Consider the following 17,584-nt stretch of genomic DNA (forward strand, 5'->3'; position numbering starts at 1 on the left):
GGCGGCGGGGGCGAGAAAACAAAAGCCGCAGCCCGCCGATGGGGGAAGTCGGCGGGCTGCATTCGTACCGCAGTGGCTCTGTCGGATCAGTGCACGGAGTGCTCCTCCAACGGGAACGTTCCGCCCGTCACGTCTTCAGCGAACGCCTTCGCCGCGTTCCCCATCACCTCACGCAGATTCGCGTACTGCTTGACGAACTTCGGCACCCGCCCCCCGGTCAACCCGAGCATGTCCGTCCACACCAACACCTGCGCGTCCGTCTCGGCCCCCGCCCCGATCCCGACCGTAGGGATGTGCAGAGTCCGCGTGACCTCCGCGGCCAACTCCGCCGGCACCAGCTCAAGGACCACCGCGAACGCCCCCGCGTCCTGGATCGCCTTCGCGTCCCGCAGCAACTGCTGGGCCGCCTCCTCACCACGCCCCTGGACGCGGTACCCCATGGAGTTCACGGACTGGGGCGTCAGCCCGATGTGGGCCATCACCGGGATACCGGACTCGACCAGCAGCTCGATCTGGCGGTGCGAGCGCTCGCCGCCCTCCAGCTTGACGGCCCCGACCCCCGCCTCCTTCACCAGCCGGGTCGCCGAGCGCAGCGCCTGCACCGGCCCCTCCTGGTAGGACCCGAAGGGCAGGTCGCCGACGATCAGGGCGCGGCTCGTGCCCCGTACGACGGCGGCGGACAGCATGGTCATCTCGTCCAGCGTGACGGGCACGGTCGTCTCGTACCCGAGGTGACAGTTGCCCGCCGAGTCGCCGACCAGCATGACCGGGATCCCGGCCTCGTCGAAGACGGACGCGGTCATCGCGTCGTACGCGGTGAGCATGGGCCACTTCTCGCCGCGCTCCTTGGCGGCGCTGATGTCGCGGACCGTGATGCGGCGTGTGCCCTTGCCTCCGTACAGCGCGTTGGTGCTGCCGGCGGAGGTCTGGTGGGCAGCCTGAAGCTGCGTCATGGCAACGGCTCCTTCAATCATCTCGAGGCGCCCTGACGGCGTCCCCGGATCACCACCCATGGTGGCACCTCGCGTCCGGGATCGGCTAGTGGTCGCCGACAGGGCCCCCTGTGCTGAACATCTCGCGTTGCACAGGGACCCCACCTTGCTTAAGGTCTCGGTAAAGACTTTCGATACGAGACGGTCTCGTATCGAAATGAGCTTAGGGTGGCAGCCATGACGACTTCTGCCGGCCCGTCCGCCCCCGGCCCACGGATCCCCGAGACCGTGCACCGCAGACGCTGGGTCATCCTCGGCGTGCTCATGCTCAGCCTGTTGATCGTGGTCCTCGACAACTCCATCCTCAACGTCGCGATCAAGACCATCTCCACCCCCGCCCCGACCGGCCTGGGCGCCACCCAGAGCGAGCTGGAGTGGGCGATCAACGCCTACACCCTCGTCTTCGCGGGGCTCCTCTTCTCCGCCGGCATCCTTGGCGACCGTCTCGGCCGCAAGAAGGTGCTCCTCGGCGGACTCACCGTCTTCGGCCTCGGCTCCGCCCTCGCCGCCTTCGCGGGCTCGCCCACCGAACTCATCCTCTTCCGGGCCGTGATGGGCCTCGGCGCCGCCTTCGTGATGCCCGCCACCCTCGCCGTCCTCATGAACGTCTTCGAGCGCGAGGAGCAGCCCAAGGCCATCGGCATCTGGGCCGGTGGTGTCGGACTCGCCATCGCCATAGGGCCGATCACCGGAGGCGTCCTCCTCGACCACTTCTGGTGGGGATCCGTCTTCCTCATCAACGTACCGATCGTGATCATCGCCGTCGTGCTGATGACGGTCCTGGTGCCCGACTCCCGAGACCCGAAGCCGGGCCGGATCGACCCCGTAGGGGTCCTGCTCTCGGTCGTCGGTCTCGTACTGCTCGTCTACGGCATCATCAAGGGCGGTCAGCTCGCCGACTTCACCGACCCGCAGGTGCTGGCGACCATCGGCGCCGGTCTCGCCGTACTCGTCGGCTTCGTGCTGTTCGAGAAGCGCAGCGACCATCCGTCGATCGACGTGACGTACTTCCGCGACAAGACCTTCTCGGCCGCGATGTCCGTCATCGCGCTCGTCTTCTTCGCGCTGATGGGCGTGACCTTCTTCTCGGTCTTCTACACCCAGAGCGTGCGCGGCTACTCGCCCCTCCAGACCGGCCTGCTGATGCTGCCGCTGGCCGCCGCCCAGCTGATCTTCGCGCCGCGCGCCCGGCTCGCCGTCGACCGCTTCGGCAACCGGGCCACGACCACCGCCGCGATGCTGCTGATCGCCGCGACCCTGGCCGCGTTCGCCTCGTTCGAGGCCGACACCCCGATCTGGGTCCTCGAGGTCGTCTTCTTCCTCATGGGCACCGGCATGGCGCACATCATGACGCCGACCAGCGTCGTCATCATGCAGTCCCTGCCCCGCGAGAAGGCCGGCTCCGCCTCCGCGCTCAGCAACACCTTCCGCCAGGTCGGCGGCGCGCTCGGGATCGCCGTACTGGGTTCCGTCCTTTCGGCGGCCTACCGCAGCGGCATCGAGGACAAGCTCGGCGCGCTGCCCGCCGGCGTACGGCACACCGCGGGCGAGTCCATCGAGGCCACCCTCGGCGTCGCCGCGAAGCTCGGCCCGAAGGGCGAGGCGCTCGTCGGCCCCGCCAACGACGCGTTCCTGCACGCGATGCACATCACCGCGCTGTGCGGCGCGGGCGTCGCCGTCCTGGGCGCCCTGGTCGTCGCCCTGTGCCTGCCGGGCCGCCCGGCCGCGCCCCAAGAGGGCGAGGAGAAGGCGCAGTTGGTGTCCACGGATCACTGAAACGCCGATCACCGGAGAGAATCGAACGCAGGACGTACGACGCACGACGAGGAAGGGAAGAGGGCGCGTGAACCTCGCGGACGGCTCGGCCGACCGACCCCCCACGGGCAGTTCCCCTGCCGGGGGGACCCCTGCGGGCAGTTCTCCTGCCGGGGGGACCCCTGCGGGTAGCTCTCCTGCCGGGAGGGCCCCTGCGGGCAGTTCCCCTGCCGACCGACCTCCCACGGGCAGTTCTCCTGCCGGGGGGACCCCTGCGGGTAGCTCTCCTGTCGGGAGGGTCCCTGCGGGCAGTTCCCCTGCCGACCGACCTCCCACGGGCAGTTCCCCTGCCGGGAGGGCCCCTGCGGGCAGTTCCCCTGCCGGGAGGGCCCCTACGGGCAGCCTCCCCACCGGGAGGCCCCCCACGGGTACGCCCCCCACGGGTGGCACCCCCGCCGGCCGCCCCCCGACGGGCGGAACCACCCCCCGCCCCACCGCCGGAGGCACCCGTGGCCGCCCCCGCAGCGAAGCCGTGGAACGCTCCATCATCGAGGGCGTGATGCAGCTCCTGGAGGAGGGCGTGCCGCTCGCCGACATCTCCATCGAGCGGGTGGCCCGTACCGCCGGTGTCGGCAAGGCCACCATCTACCGCCGCTGGCCGGGCAAGGAGGAGCTGTTCGTCGACGTCATGCGCGTCATGGAACCCGCGGACCCGGAGCTGCCCGGCACCTCGATGCGCGACGACCTGGTCGTCCTGCTGGAGGCGCTGCGCCGGCGCGGACTGGCCAACCGGTCCTCGGCGTTCCTGCACAACGTCCAGGCCCAGATGAAGAGCAGCCCCAAACTCTGGGCCGCGTACCACGCCACCGTCGTCGAACCGCGCCGGCTGCTCGGCCTCGAACTCCTGCGCCGCGGTCAGCGCAACGGCGAGTTGCGCACGGACGTCGACGTCACCCTGATGAACGACCTCTTCGTCGGCCCGATGCTCCTGCGCGCCGTACTACGCCCCGACGCGGACCTGCCGGAGGGTCTCGCGGAGCAGATAGTCGACACGCTGCTGGAAGGTCTGCGGCCGGCCGCCCCGTAACCGGGAATTCGTACGTCTGTCGGGGTGCCCGGCGGACGACTGTGCGTGTTTCGTCACAGAGAGCGCTATCCGGCACAGCGGCCGGAACTGGTCGCGCCGACTTGTTCGTCATCGTCCCCGTACGGCCGTCATGGGACGGCGAGAACGGAACCGATCATCCCCTAGGGTCTTAGTCGCGGGGACGGACGGGATGCACGGCAGGTTGTGAGGCGACGGTATGGCCCAGCAGGCGTACATGACGGAGACGGACAACGGAGGCTCGGGACCCGAGCGCCGGGGACCCCGGCTTCGGCGCCTGATGAGCCGTCTGACGGCCGGCTGGCGGGGCGATCCGAGAATCTGGCGCCGGGGCATCGTCACGGCCGTGGTGGCCCTGCTGCTGGCCCTCGTGATGGTGCTGCACGCGCAGATCCCCAACAGGATCGGCAACCTGGGCAGCCTCTCCGAGACGTTCCTGCCGTGGTTCGGCATCGTCCTCGTACCGCTGCTGCTGATCGTCGGGCTGATCCGGCGCTCGGCGACCGCGCTGATCGCGGTGCTGGTGCCGACGGCGGTCTGGTTCAACCTCTTCGGCGGGCTGCTCGGCAGCAACGCCGGTACGGGCGGCAATCTGACGGTGGCCACCCACAACGTCAACGCGGAGAACCCGGACCCGTCCGGCACGGCCCGCGAGGTGGCGGGCTCGGGCGCCGACGTCCTCGCCCTGGAGGAACTGACGGAGACGGCGGTCCCGACGTACGAGAAGGCCCTCGCGTCGACGTACAAGTACCACTCGGTGCAGGGCACGGTCGGCCTGTGGAGCAAGTACCCGATCAGCGCCTCCCGGCCGGTGGACATCAAGCTGGGCTGGACGCGTGCGATGCGCGCCACCGTGGCGACGCCGGAGGGCCCGGTCGCGGTGTACGTCGCCCATCTCCCGTCGGTACGCGTGAAGATGGAGGCCGGCTTCACGGCCCGCCAGCGCGACCGGAGCGCGGACGCGCTGGGCGAGGCGCTCTACGACGAGAAGCTGACCCGCAAGATCCTGCTCGGTGACCTCAACGGCACGATGAACGACCGCGCGCTGAACGCCGTCACGGCGCAGATGCGCTCGACGCAGGGCGCGTCGGGCAGCGGCTTCGGGTTCAGCTGGCCGGCGTCGTTCCCGATGGCACGGATCGACCAGATCATGGTGCAGGGCGTGGAACCGGTCAGCTCCTGGTCGTTGCCGCGCACGGCGAGCGACCATCTGCCGATCGCGGCGCGGGTGAAGATCCCGGCATCGTAAACGGGCTCGGCAACGGGTTCGTAACCAGGGAGAACCCCGCTGTTCCCCCAGGGGAATACTGGGCGTGGCAGCCTTTGTTCCGTACTTGAACATAAGATGTACGGACCGATGCCTCGCCGCACCCCCCGAAAGGCTGCCTTCCCTATGCTGTCCCGGCGCACGCCGACCCTGGCCCTGCTAGCCCTCGCCGTAGGTGCGTTCGGCATCGGTACGACCGAGTTCGTGATGATGGGCCTGCTGCCCGACGTCGCCGACGACCTGGGCATCTCGATCCCGTCCGCCGGACACCTGGTCTCGGCGTACGCGCTGGGGGTGGTGATAGGCGCCCCGCTGCTGGCGGCGGTGACGGCCCGCATGTCCCGCCGCAAGCTCCTGATAGGCCTGATGGCGCTGTTCGTAGCGGGCAACGCGCTGTCGGCGTTCGCCCCGACCTACGACTACCTGCTGGCGGCCCGCTTCCTGAGCGGACTGCCGCACGGCGCGTTCTTCGGCGTGGGCGCGGTGGTGGCCACGACGATGGTCGCCCCCGAACGCAAGGCCCGCTCGGTCTCCCTGATGTTCCTGGGCCTGACGGTCGCGAACGTGGTCGGCGTCCCCGTGGCGACGGCGATGGGCCAGCAGCTGGGCTGGCGGGCGACCTTCCTCGGCGTGAGCGTGATCGGCGTGGCGGCGATCGGAGCCCTGGCGCTGCTGATCCCGCAGACCCGCACGGAAGCACCGGTGGCGGGCCTGCGCGGCGAACTGGCCGCGCTGCGATCGCTCCCGGTGTGGCTGGCCCTGGGCACGACGGTGGCGGGCTTCGGCGCACTGTTCTCGGCGTACAGCTACATCACGCCGATGCTGACGGACTCCGCGGGCTACAAGGACTCCAGCGTGACGGTGCTGCTGGCCCTCTTCGGGGTCGGCGCGACGATAGGCAACCTGCTCGGCGGCCGCCTGGCGGACCACGCGATGCGCCGCACCCTCTTCGGCGGCCTGGTCTCCCTGATCGCGGTCCTGGCCGCGTTCCCCCTCCTGATGACCACGACATGGACCGCGGCCCTGGCGGTCGTCCTGCTGGGAGCGGCGGCATTCGTCACGGGCACACCCCTCAACCTGATGGTGATGGAGCGGGCCTCGACGGCCCCGTCCCTGGCCTCCTCGGCGAACCAGGCGGCGTTCAACCTGGCGAACGCGGGCGGGGCGTGGGTCGGGGGCTTGGCGCTCGCGGCGGGCTTCGGCGTGACGTCGCCGGCGCTGGTCGGTGCGGGTCTGGCTCTGCTGGGCCTGGGAGTGGCGGGGGTGGCGTACGTGGTGGATCGGCGCGGGATGACTCCGTCGGTAGGGCGGGAGCGGCTGGTGGCGTCGCATGTGCCGCAGCGGGCGGAGAAGGTGCACCACTGAGGGGGCTTTCCCGCCCACCCGCCCACCCGCCCACCCGTTTCCAGTCCGCTTGCCGGGCGCCGTCGAACTCCTCGGCGCCGCCCGGCATTTCGGAGCACCGCGCGGACCAGCCGAACTCACCGCGCTGCCCGTTGAGACGAGGACCCACCACTCATCGCCGCCGAGTCCTGGACCGCGGCCGATGAGTTTCACCGCGCCCCGGAGTCAATGAGGGTAGAACCGAACCGGCTGAGAACCAGCCGCGGGAAAACCCCCGAGACACACCCAGGAGACCCGAGATGCGCACCCTGATCAGCACCGCTTTCGTCTCGCTCGACGGCGTCGTGGAGGCCCCGGGCGGCGAGCCCGGTTACCGGAACTCGGGTTGGACCTTCAAGGACATCGAGTTCCTGCCGGAGGCGTACGAACTCAAGGGCCGGGAGCAGAAGGAAGCCGCCGCGATGATGCTGGGCCGGACCAGCTACCAGGCGTTCAGCCCGGTCTGGCCGGCTATGGAGGACTTCCGCTGATCACCCGCTCGGAAGAGCCTCTGGAACTGCGCGTCATCATGGACGAGGCAGCGGTCCGACGGATGGTGGGCGGCCCTGAGGTGATGCGGGCCCAGTTCGAGGAGATCGTGAAACTGGGCGAGTTGGAGAACGTGACCGTCCAGATCCTGCCGCACGACGTCGTGACGTACCGCACGGAATCGAACTTCATTCTGCTGGACTTCTCCGAGACACTCGACCCTGTAGTGGAGGTCGACATGTGGAACACGATCAGTGTCTCCGACGAGCGGCGGGAAGTTCAGAGGAACATCCGCCGCTTCGATGCCATGCGCGACAGCGCCCTGCCCCCGGCTCGCACGGCCGGCTTCCTGGAAGCACTGGCACGAGAGTGGACATAGCCATCATCACCAAGACCACGGCACTTGAAGTGGCCGACGAATCCGCCTGGTTCAAGTCCTCGTACAGCAACGACTCGGGTGGCGCCTGCGTCGAGATAGCGGCGTGCACCGACCACGTCGGCATCCGCGACTCCAAGGACAGAACCGGCCCCGCACTCCTCGTGCCGACTGCGGCCTGGTCCTCGTTCGTCGGCCTCGTGTGCACCGGAGACGTCGACTTCGGCACGTACGAATGATGAAAATGGACTCGACCTTCCTCGGCCGGCGCCCGGGCAATCGGACCTTTCCGTAGAGCCGCACCAGTGGTCTGGCGGGTTCGCCAGCCTTGGTGGGCAGCGGGGAAGCAATGCGGTTCCTCGAAGTTGAGCGATGCGGCCCTCTGGGTGTCGGCCCGTCCTGGAGGGCTTGTCGAAGCGTGACGAAGGGGCGCCCGGCCCGGCCTCGGCCGACCAGGCGCCCTTTTCGTGCAGTTGTTCAGGATTGATCCGGTTCTTCTTTTACGTCTTCGGAAAATATTTGGCCGGACAGCGAGACCCCTTCACCGTCCATGCCGTCACTCGCACACCGGCAGAATCGGGCAAAAGTCCCGACCGGGCGTCCGTCGGATTGAAGTCCAGAGTGTCGCTCTTTATCGCGTCTTGGTGATTTCCGGGTTTGTCATGGGACTTCCCTGACGCTTCAACAACGTGCTCCGCGCGCCCCTTGTTAGATTCTGCGCCGCCCGTCATCAGAGTGCCTCCATGGATGGCACACACGGTTGACGGCGCAAGGAGGGGGACAGAACCGATGAAGTGCATACGCCCGCGCGGGAGAGTCTTCGCGGCGGTGCTGGCCGCCACGGTGACGGCACTGCTCGCCACCGCCGCGCCCGCCTACGCCGGAACGTTCAAAGTCACGTCCAACTGCGATGTCCCGTGGGTCAGTTGCTCCGACGAGCCTGAGCTCTGGGAGATGTACAACTCGAAGGCCTACTCGTTGTCGGGCGACAGCTACGTCACGAGCTGGGCCGAGTTCTGGGGAGACGTCTACGACTACGACGGCACCAGCGAGTACCAGGGTTCGACCCTGGAGACCTACCGGTACGTCTTCAACGGCAACGGCAACGGCTCCGGACAGTACGTCAAGAACAACGCCGGATCGATACAGAACTGCTCGGAGGTGAACAACTACCGGGTCTACTTCAACTCCGACTACGCCGGGCACTCCCAGTACATTCCGCATCGCGACGCGTACGCCGACTGCGTCTGGTACGACCTCGATTCCACCCTGAAGAACAACGAGGCCTCCCAGCACTTCGCCTGAATTCGTCGAAGCCGAAAGGTGCGCGTCCGATGACCGTCCGTAGGACCGCCGTGTCCATAACCGTCGCAGCCGCCATCACCGTGCTGCTCACGTCCTGTTCCACCGGGGGAACCGATTCCACCGGGCGAACCAATTCCGCGGGCGCCGGTCCGCACACGAAACCGGTCGCCAACGCCTCCTCCAGCGTGAACAAGAGCACATGGCCGCAGGCCACTCCCACCGCCGGGCTCGCCAAGGGGCTCTCGCTGCCCCTGGAGGCCTACATGGAGACCTATCAGGACACCGTCGCTCTCGACGACGCCGAGCGGCACCTGGAAACCCAGTGCATGGCCGACTACGGCCTGCACATCAGTTTTCCGCCGGCCGGCCAGAACCCGCCGCCCAACGCCGACGACTCCAACATGCCTCGCCGCTACGGGATCACCGACCAGGCCATGGCGGAGAAGTACGGCTACGGCCTGCCCGACAGCATTCAGCACCAGGAGGGCACCAGGATGCCCGAACTGACAAAGGAACAGATCGAAGTGCTGACCGGCCGCACCGGCATCCGCAACAGCCCTGCCGACCCGGCTCCTGCCAAAGCGCCTTCTGCCTACCACGGCAAACAGATCCACAAGGACGGCTGCGCAGGCTGGGCGGACGACCAGATCGGCAGCCGCAATCTGGACTTCTCGCTGGTCTCCCGGCTCGACGGCGAAAGCCTCACGCAGTCCCAGCAGACGCCCGCCGTGCACAGCGCCATCACCGCCTGGTCGACGTGCATGAGCAGCAAGGGCTACACCGTCGACACCCCCTACCACGCCGACGAGATCGTCCCGCACACCGACGGCAGCCCCTCCAAGGAGGAGATCGCCGTCGCGGTCGCCGACATCGGCTGCAAGAAGAGCACCGACCTCGTGAAGACCTGGTTCACCGAGGACTCCAGGATCCAGGAGCGGCAGATCAAGGACCACCAGACAGAACTCGACGCCCTGCGTACGCGCCGTACCCGAACGGTCGACGCCGCGCAGAAGACTCTGAACGGCTGAGCGGCGATGCCACACCTGCGCCACATTCTGGCCGGAGCCGGCGTAGCCGCTGTCCTCGTCGGTGCGGCCGTCTACGGCGGCGTGCGCGCCACGCAGACTTCCGGCGCCGAATCGCGAGCGTCGTCCCACGATCCGCTGCCCACCACGCTTGTCACTCCGCAGCCTGTCGGAACGCGGGCACCGACCGCATACGGCTACGGCAGGCCGATGGCCACCGCCGAACACGGCGAAGTCCTCGCCTACACCCCGCACCGGCTTCCGTACAAGCTGCTCCAGGTCCCGTTCACCATCACCAACACGGGCCACGAAGCAGCCATGTACAGCGTGTACTTCACCGTGGAGATCGGCGACGGCGCAGACAAGGCGTCCTACCGGCAGGTCGTCACCAGCGGCGGCCTCGACGCCCACCGCACCATGGCGACCCGGGCCACGATCGGGAACGTCGGCGAGCTGCCCGCGGGAGCGATCCGCATCACCATCACCGACGTACAGAAAAGGAGCCACAGTGACCTCCCTTCGTAGGAGATCGCCGGCGACCCCGCCCTCGCGGCGCGTTCGCGGAAGGGCTGACCCGTGCCGTCCATGAAGGCGATCGCGGCTGCCACCGCGGTAGGCCTGGTACTCGTGGGCGCGGTGGTCTACGGCGGCATCCGCCTCGCCGACAGTGTCGATCACGATTTCGCGGCCCCGTTCCCCGCTCCGAGCGCGAGCAGCACCTGGCTGCCGGCGCCGTACGACACGCTCAGTCCCGCGCAGTACCACTTCGGAGACGCTGTCGCCCACGCCGCCGGCAGGGATGTGGTCGCGTATGTGCCGCAGCAGCACTCGGATCATGTGCTGACCGTGCCGTTCACCATCACCAACCACGGCAGCAAGCCGTACGACTACGAGATCACGGTGACCGTCACCGGGGCGATCGATCCCGGTATGCCGCAGAGTGCGCACATCTCCAGTGCGGGGATGCTGCCGCCGAACGCCACGATGAGCACGGAGATCAACTTCGAGAGCCGTGGCGACGAGCCGGTCCGGGACATCGATGTCCGCATCGCCAATGTCAACAAAAAGGGGGAAACGTGATAGTCCGTCGTAGGCGAAGAGCGGTGACGGTTCTCGCTGTTGCCGCCGCTGTGGCAGGACTGACACAGGTCCAGCCCGCCGCTGCGAATCCCACCACCTCCAGTCCCACGTCCACTTCGAGACCGACGCCCGCTGCTCCGAAAGGGGCCGTCAAGGCTCCGGACACCACGTTGGGCAAGGGATGGAAGACCTCCGCGGACCGAGCCGTGACCACCGCCGCCGACAGTGACGGACTGCATCTGCTCGTCGCGGACAGCAGGAACGCCTATGTGTGGAAGACGGTCACGGTGCTGAGTGAGCCTCAGCTTCCGGCCGACACCTGGATCGGCAACAGTTGCGTCATGGACGACGACCACGCGGCCGTTGTCTACGCTCCCCGCACCTTCACCAACAAGCCGGACCTGATGATGGGCGGCGCGTTCACCGCGATCGTGAACCTCGATGACGGCAGCGTCACCAAGCTGCCGTTCACCGCGTCCCTGGCCTACTTCGACCCGACGTGCAACCCGGCCACGCACACCGCCGTCTTCACCGCGCTCCGCGACACCGAGACGCGCCTGGTCACGGTGAACGCCAAGGGCTCCACCCTCGCGGACACCACGGCGAAGGGTGAGATCACCTCCGCCGTGCCCACCGGCGACGGCGTGATCGCGGCCGCCGGAAACCGGCTCGTCCACGTCGACCGCGAGGGCAGGACGGCCGAACTCACCACCACCCGGCACGCCCCGTACGGCATCCGGGTGAGCGGCGACGGCACCGTCACCTACATCGACCGCACCGGCGACACCGACGCCGACGTGCAGACGTACGCGCACGGCAGGAAGACGACCGTCGCGAGCGGCAGGCTCACCGCGATGAACCTGCGCCAGGGCACGGACGGCACGGTCTACCTCACCGGAACGGCCGACCACGGCAAGGACTTCGCGGCCAGCGGCATCAAGGCCCTGAACGTCTCACCCGACGCGGAACCATCCACCCGTGGACGCCTGGCCGTCGACCCCGTCGTCTCCCCGGCCGTGCTGGCGGGCGTCGACAACGTCCAGGGCGCGGGCCAGGGCTTCACCAGGACCACGACCAGGGAACCCGCAGCCGAGACGACGCCGGGCCGCGTCAGCCACGCGCTGACCATCACCGCCACCGTGCCGGGCACGGGCAGGCGCACGACACAGCGGGCCGCCGAGCCGGGCACCACCGCGGGCAGCCGGCCGTCACCGGCACTGACCGGCTCCCCGAAGCCGCAGCTGTCGACGATGAGCACGCTGACCACGGCCGACGACGACACCAGGGCCAACGACCCGGTCGACACCGACGCCTGGTGCTCCGTGCCCCGCAACGACACCGCGACCCAGGCTCTGCAGCCCACCCCGAACCAGGTCGAGTGGGCCGTGGACATGGCCGTCCGGGGCGACCTGCGCTCCGGCTATCTCACCCAGGGCGGCTGGCGCTCGCAGACCGGGATCTCCACCATCGACCCGCAGGGCCTGTTCCCCGTCCCGACGCTGAACTCCACCACCGGCCGGATCCCCGCACAGGTCGAACTGGGCATCCTCGCCCAGGAGTCCAACCTGTGGCAGGCCGAATCCGGCGCCATCCCCGGCCAGATGGGCAGCCCGCTCGCGGCCGTCGACGGCTACTACGGGCACCAGAGCGGCGGCACGCTCGCCGACTACTGGACCATCCACTGGGACCTGTCCGACTGCGGCTACGGCGTCGGCCAGGTCACCGACGGTATGCGCAAGGCCGGTTACGAGAAGGAGGGCGAGACCTCGCTCCCGGCCACCACCCAGCGCGCGATCGCCGTCGACTACGCCACCAACATCGCCGCCTCGCTGTACATCCTCGCCGACAAGTGGAACGAGGTGCACGAGTCCGGCCAGACGATCACCGTGAACAACGACGACCCGGCGAAGCCCGAGAACTGGTTCACCGCCGTGTGGAACTACAACCTCGGCCTCAACACGAAGGCGGACGAGGCCACCAACGGCAACTGGGGCCTGGGCTGGTACAACAACCCGGCCAACCCGGTCTATCCGGCGTCCCGGCTGAGCTTCATGAACACCGACATCGACCCCCTCGCCGCCAAGGACGCCGCCGAGCCCCAGAAGTGGCCGTACGAGGAGAAGGTGATGGGCTGGGCCGCCTGGTCCATCGACACCGGCCACTCCTACGCCACCTCGGGCCGCCAGGACTGGCCCGGCGAGTCCGGCTTCTCCTCCGCCGGCTTCCGGCCCGCCTACTGGAACGGCACGACCGCCCTCTACACCGTCCCGGGCAGCGCGACCTACAACCGGGCGCACGTCTCGCCGCCGCTGGACACGTTCTGCAACTCCCAGAACGGCTGCGACGCGGCCGATCCGCCGGACTGCTCCGACGCCGCCTGCTACACGCCGTACTGGTGGAACGCCTCCAACGCCACCTGGAAGTCCGACTGCGCCACGACCTGTGGCTTCGAGAACATCAAGTACCAGACCCTGGTCAGCGAGCCCGGGCGCGGTTACCGCCTCCAGTACGGCACACCCGTCTGCTCCGGCGCACCCTCGGGCGCCCTCGTGGTCGATGACGTACCGACGGGCACCAGCACCTGGAGCGACTGTGGGTCCACCACGACCGACGGCTCGTTCCAGTTCACCTTCTACCCCGACCCGGACGCGACCGGCCCCGGCCTCGGGCAGTACGACGCCAAGGCCGACCTGCACCAGATCGGCGGCGGCTACGAAGGCCACTTCTGGTATACGCACGCACGCGACGCCGACCATCTGGGCGGCGACGGGGGACGTATGACCGTCCTCGGCGACTGGAAACTGAACTCGGCCGTCGACGGCAGCCAGGCCAAGGTGTACGTACACATCCCGGACACGGGCGCGCAGGTCGCGGGCGCCTCGTACAAGGTCATCACCCCGTTCGGCGCGGTGACCAGGACCGTCGACCAGAACGCCAACGCGGCCGACACATGGGTCTCGTTGGGCGCATACAACTTCAAGGACCAGGCGCCGGAGGTGCAGCTGACCAACACCACCTCGGACGGCGCCGCCGACAAGGACGTGGCGTACGACGCCGTCGCGTTCGTGCCCGGCGACTACAGCGGTATCCCCTCCGACCTGACCTTCCACGACCCCGACCTCAACGCGGCGCAGCCCGCGGACATCACCACCCCGACCGACGTCGGCATGAGCGTCATCGGCGGAAGCGGACCGGCCGGGCCGTCCGCCACCTCCGCCGCCTCCGTCAGCGCGGTCGTCGCGGAGCGGCCGGGCAGCTTCGTCCTCTGGTGCAACGCGGAGCCCTTCAACCTCCTCCAGCAGTGGGTCAACCGGTCGGAGGCGTGCATCAAGAACCACGTCACCGTCGTCATCGTCGACGAGGACCAGAACATCATCGGCACCATGGAGTTCGACGAGCAGGCGGAGCTCAAGGCCTATTCGGACAACGCGACCTCCAACGCGCTGCTGAAACTCGTACCCACCGCCGCGACCGGTGTGGGAGCGACAGCGCCCGTCACCATCACCTCGGCCGGTGTCTGCTCCATCGACTGCACCCCCACCAGCCAGATCTGGAACACCTCCGACACCTGGGACTGGGCGACAGGGGACCGGCATGTCGGGGAAGTACAGACAGGGATCGTCTGGGGACAGTCCCTCTCGGAGGACATTCTCGGCATGACGTGGAAGCTCGGCGCCCTGGTGGCGGACGTTCCGTCGGAGAACGAGGCCGCCATCGGCACCGACCGCTACTCAGAACTGCGCTGCGACACCGTCGTCAAGACGACGCCCGGCTGCATCTTCGACTACTACAAGCCGACCTACTCCATGAACTCCCAGAAGTTCCCGGCCGCGGCGGCCCACGCATGGTTGGTCCAGCACCAGCTGCCTGCCCACCTCGGCCTCAGGGGTGAGGGTCAACCGCTGACCTATCTCGGCGACAGCGTGATGTCTCCGACGAATCCGAGCAAGAAGCAGAGCGACGCCAACAGGGACCTCATGTGCCCGACCGCCTGGGAGCGCAATCAGGACGTCACGCTGTCACCGGAACTCTCCTCCCAGGGAACGGACACACCCAGCTGCGACGAATTCGCCTTCGCCAAGAGCTATCAGAGCGGCGGCACGCCGACCTCTGTGGGCGGTACGAATCCCGTCGGCTCCGGTGACGACTGTCTTCAGACCTACGCGAAGAAGGACGCCGACGGACTGTGGCGGCTCCATGCGGATCTGCGCTATCCCCTTCCGACGTGGCAGGAGGTCTGCGGACGGTCCAGCATGTCCAACAATCAGAACACACAGTCCATGTCCCTGTTTCCGACGTTCCGCCGGAACAACCGGGTCATGGACAAGGACGACTACTGGCTTGACGTGGCCAAGCCGGACTGAGCCGGTCAGCTCGTCCAGCGGAGCCTTCCGTCGGTAACGGTGAAGCGCTCGTGCTCCATGACGGAGCCGGGCGCCGAACCGGTCTCCAGCAGGTTGGAAAGAGGCCGGAGATAATCATCGAGAGAGGGCAGGAAGAAGCTCGGGAAGTCGCCTTCGCTGAACGTCAGAAGGGGCGGCGGGCCAGGAGGGTTCTGCGCGTCCAGAATGACTCCGTAGGGCCCGTCGCTCTTCTCCATGATCGGGATCCACGGCGACTGCCAGTACTCGTCGTCCCCGATGTCCTGGGCGATGTGCAGATACTCCGCGTGCCGGCCGGCCATTTCCTTGCAGCCGAGGAATCTCATACCGCCAGGGAAGATGACCGAATCACGGTGCGGGAGGAGGGAGATCCCACCACCAGGAATGGGCTTCGCGGAATCCTTCGCGGTACTTCCGTTGTTCATGCGGAGCCAGGTCTCGAGAACGGTGGGGATCTCGAATCCCAGGTTCTCGTTCAGGCCCGCGATCTCCTCGTCCGAGGCCCCCGGGCGTAGTGCCTCCGCACTTGCCGGAGCGTGTCCCTGGAGCCAGCTGACGATGCGCTCCCACACCGAGGCCACCTCGTAGCCCTGTGGCATATCGGTACGTCCTTTCCGTTCCGTGTCCGGCCTTTACACCGACTCCCGCCACCCATTGGTAATAGGCAACCGCCGGTCCTTCCCGAACCCCTTAGCCGAGATCTTCGTCCCCGGCGGATACTGCCGCCGCTTGTACTCCGCCGTGTCCACCATCCGCAGCACCCGGGTCACCAGCTCCGCGTCGAACCCGGCCGCGACGATCGCATCGGCACCCGTGTCCCGGTCCACATAAAGCTCCAGGATCGCGTCCAGCACCGGATAGTCGGGCAGTGAATCCGTGTCGATCTGCCCCGGACGCAACTCCGCACTCGGCGGCTTCGTGATCGAGTTCTCCGGGATCGGCGGGGTCTGACCCCGCTCCTCCGCCGCCCGATTCCGCCACTCCGCCAGCCGGAAGATCGACGTCTTGTACACGTCCTTGATCGGGCCGTACGCGCCCACCGAGTCGCCGTACAGAGTGGAGTAACCCACCGCCAGTTCCGACTTGTTGCCGGGGGCCAGCACGATGTGGCCCTCCTGGTTGGAGATCGCCATCAGCATCGTGCCGCGCAGGCGGGACTGGAGGTTCTCCTCCGCCAGGCCCGTCAGGCCCAGGGAACCCATGTACGCGTCGAACATCGGCGCGATCGGCACCGTACGGAAGTTCAGGCCCGTCCGACGAGCCAGTTCCTCCGCGTCGCCGATCGAGTGGTCCGAGGAGTACTTGGACGGCATCGCCACGCCGTACACGTTCTCCGCGCCCACCGCGTCGCACGCCAGGGCTGCGACCAGGGCGGAGTCGATGCCGCCCGAGAGGCCGATCAACACCGACCTGAAGCCGTTCTTCGTCACGTACGCCCGCAGGCCCACCACCAGCGCCGAGTACATCTCCTCGGCGTCGTCCAGGCGTTCCGCGTACGCGCCCGTCCGGTCGGCCTCGTACGCCGGTACCGGCTCCTCCGACAGCACCACCCGGTCGATGCGCAGGCCGTCGTCCACCACGCCCGCCGGCGGGTCCGGCAGCGCTGCCGGCAGGTCCAGGTCCAGGACCACGCAGCCCTCCGTGAACTGGGGGGCCCGCGCGATCACCTCGCCGTTCCCGTCCACCACGATCGAGTCGCCGTCGAAGACCAGTTCGTCCTGGCCGCCGACCATCGCCAGGTAGGCGGTCGTGCAGCCCGCCTCCTGGGCCCGCTTGCGGACCAGCTCCAGGCGCGTGTCGTCCTTGTCGCGCTCGAAGGGGGAGGCGTTGATCGAGAGCAGCAGGCCCGCCTTCGCCGAGCGTGCCGCCGGGACCCGGCCGCCGTCCTGCCACAGGTCTTCGCAGATGGCCAGGGCCACGTCCACACCGTGTACCCGCAGCACCGGCATCGTGTCGCCCTGCACGAAGTAGCGGAACTCGTCGAAGACGCCGTAGTTGGGGAGGTGGTGCTTGGCGTAGGTGAGGATCACCTCGCCGCCGTGCAGTACCGCGCCCGCGTTGCGCGGGGAGCCCGCCGGGCGGCCGAACTTCGGGAGGTCGGTCTCCGAGCGGTCGAGGTAGCCGACGACCACCGGGAGGTGGCCGAAGCCCTCCTCCGACAGGCGCGTGGCCAGCGAGCGCAGGGCCGCGCGGGACGCCTCCACGAAGGAGGAGCGCAGGGCGAGGTCCTCGACGGGGTACCCGGTCAGCACCATCTCCGGGAACGCCACGAGATGCGCTCCCTGCTCGGCGGAGTGCCGGGTCCAGCGGAGGATCGATTCCGCGTTCCCGGCGATGTCGCCGACGCGCGAGTCGATCTGGTTCAGGGCGAGGCGTAGTTGAGGCACGCCGCCAAGTGTAATCGTCAATGCGACGCGATGGGGTG

The 17,584-nt window shown here is 68.3% G+C and carries 14 protein-coding genes and 1 pseudogene; 12 read left to right on the forward strand and 3 right to left on the reverse strand.

Annotated elements, in window-relative coordinates; all coding sequences use genetic code 11:
* Positions 1–86: 86 nt before the first annotated feature.
* Positions 87–953, reverse strand: coding sequence for a 3-methyl-2-oxobutanoate hydroxymethyltransferase (gene panB / locus OG787_RS36175; RefSeq protein WP_369030826.1), 867 nt, complete (start codon positions 951–953; stop codon positions 87–89).
* A gap of 216 nt (positions 954–1,169) precedes the next feature.
* Between panB and OG787_RS36180 the strand changes: the two genes are divergently transcribed.
* The 12 genes and pseudogenes from OG787_RS36180 (at position 1,170) to OG787_RS36235 (ending at position 15,141) form a co-directional block, all read left to right on the forward strand.
* Positions 1,170–2,768, forward strand: coding sequence for an MFS transporter (locus OG787_RS36180; RefSeq protein ID WP_369030827.1), 1,599 nt, complete (start codon positions 1,170–1,172; stop codon positions 2,766–2,768).
* Between the two features lie 511 nt (positions 2,769–3,279).
* Positions 3,280–3,834: a TetR/AcrR family transcriptional regulator gene (locus OG787_RS36185; RefSeq protein WP_369030828.1), complete on the forward strand. Its 555-nt coding sequence runs from the start codon at positions 3,280–3,282 to the stop codon at positions 3,832–3,834.
* Between the two features lie 298 nt (positions 3,835–4,132).
* Positions 4,133–5,101, forward strand: a complete 969-nt coding sequence (locus OG787_RS36190) for an endonuclease/exonuclease/phosphatase family protein (protein WP_405540692.1) — start codon at positions 4,133–4,135, stop codon at positions 5,099–5,101.
* Positions 5,102–5,245: 144 nt separating this feature from the next.
* A complete protein-coding gene (locus tag OG787_RS36195; protein WP_369030830.1) occupies positions 5,246–6,484 on the forward strand; it encodes an MFS transporter in 1,239 nt (412 codons plus the stop codon).
* A gap of 278 nt (positions 6,485–6,762) precedes the next feature.
* Positions 6,763–6,987 (forward strand): annotated as a pseudogene (locus tag OG787_RS36200) (dihydrofolate reductase family protein); the annotation flags it as partial.
* A 5-nt stretch (positions 6,988–6,992) separates the two neighbouring features.
* Entirely contained in the window at positions 6,993–7,370 is a 378-nt protein-coding gene (locus tag OG787_RS36205; RefSeq protein ID WP_405540693.1) for a DUF5753 domain-containing protein, read from the forward strand.
* Positions 7,361–7,606, forward strand: a complete 246-nt coding sequence (locus tag OG787_RS36210; RefSeq protein WP_405538058.1) for a DUF397 domain-containing protein — start codon at positions 7,361–7,363, stop codon at positions 7,604–7,606. Before OG787_RS36205 ends, OG787_RS36210 begins: the two co-directional genes overlap by 10 nt.
* A gap of 550 nt (positions 7,607–8,156) precedes the next feature.
* Positions 8,157–8,672: a hypothetical protein gene (locus OG787_RS36215; protein WP_405538059.1), complete on the forward strand. Its 516-nt coding sequence runs from the start codon at positions 8,157–8,159 to the stop codon at positions 8,670–8,672.
* 29 nt (positions 8,673–8,701) lie between these two features.
* On the forward strand, positions 8,702–9,700 hold the full coding sequence (locus tag OG787_RS36220; RefSeq protein ID WP_369030833.1) for a hypothetical protein: 999 nt from the start codon (positions 8,702–8,704) through the stop codon (positions 9,698–9,700).
* 6 nt (positions 9,701–9,706) lie between these two features.
* On the forward strand, positions 9,707–10,222 hold the full coding sequence (locus tag OG787_RS36225; protein WP_405538061.1) for a hypothetical protein: 516 nt from the start codon (positions 9,707–9,709) through the stop codon (positions 10,220–10,222).
* Between the two features lie 51 nt (positions 10,223–10,273).
* A complete protein-coding gene (locus OG787_RS36230) occupies positions 10,274–10,777 on the forward strand; it encodes a hypothetical protein (protein ID WP_369030835.1) in 504 nt (167 codons plus the stop codon).
* A 206-nt stretch (positions 10,778–10,983) separates the two neighbouring features.
* Positions 10,984–15,141 (forward strand): Tat pathway signal protein, encoded by a 4,158-nt coding sequence (locus OG787_RS36235; RefSeq protein WP_369030836.1) that lies wholly within the window; start codon positions 10,984–10,986, stop codon positions 15,139–15,141.
* A 5-nt stretch (positions 15,142–15,146) separates the two neighbouring features.
* On the opposite strand, the gene OG787_RS36240 is transcribed toward OG787_RS36235, so the two are convergent.
* Positions 15,147–15,758, reverse strand: coding sequence for an SMI1/KNR4 family protein (locus OG787_RS36240; RefSeq protein ID WP_405538062.1), 612 nt, complete (start codon positions 15,756–15,758; stop codon positions 15,147–15,149).
* Between the two features lie 33 nt (positions 15,759–15,791).
* Positions 15,792–17,546 carry an NAD+ synthase gene (locus OG787_RS36245; RefSeq protein WP_405538063.1) on the reverse strand — a complete coding sequence of 585 codons (1,755 nt, stop codon included), beginning with the start codon at positions 17,544–17,546 and terminating at the stop codon, positions 15,792–15,794.
* Positions 17,547–17,584 lie beyond the last annotated feature (38 nt).

It is taken from the genome of Streptomyces sp. NBC_00075, from assembly GCF_045041225.1.
Taxonomy (GTDB): Bacteria; Actinomycetota; Actinomycetes; order Streptomycetales; family Streptomycetaceae; genus Streptomyces; species Streptomyces adonidis.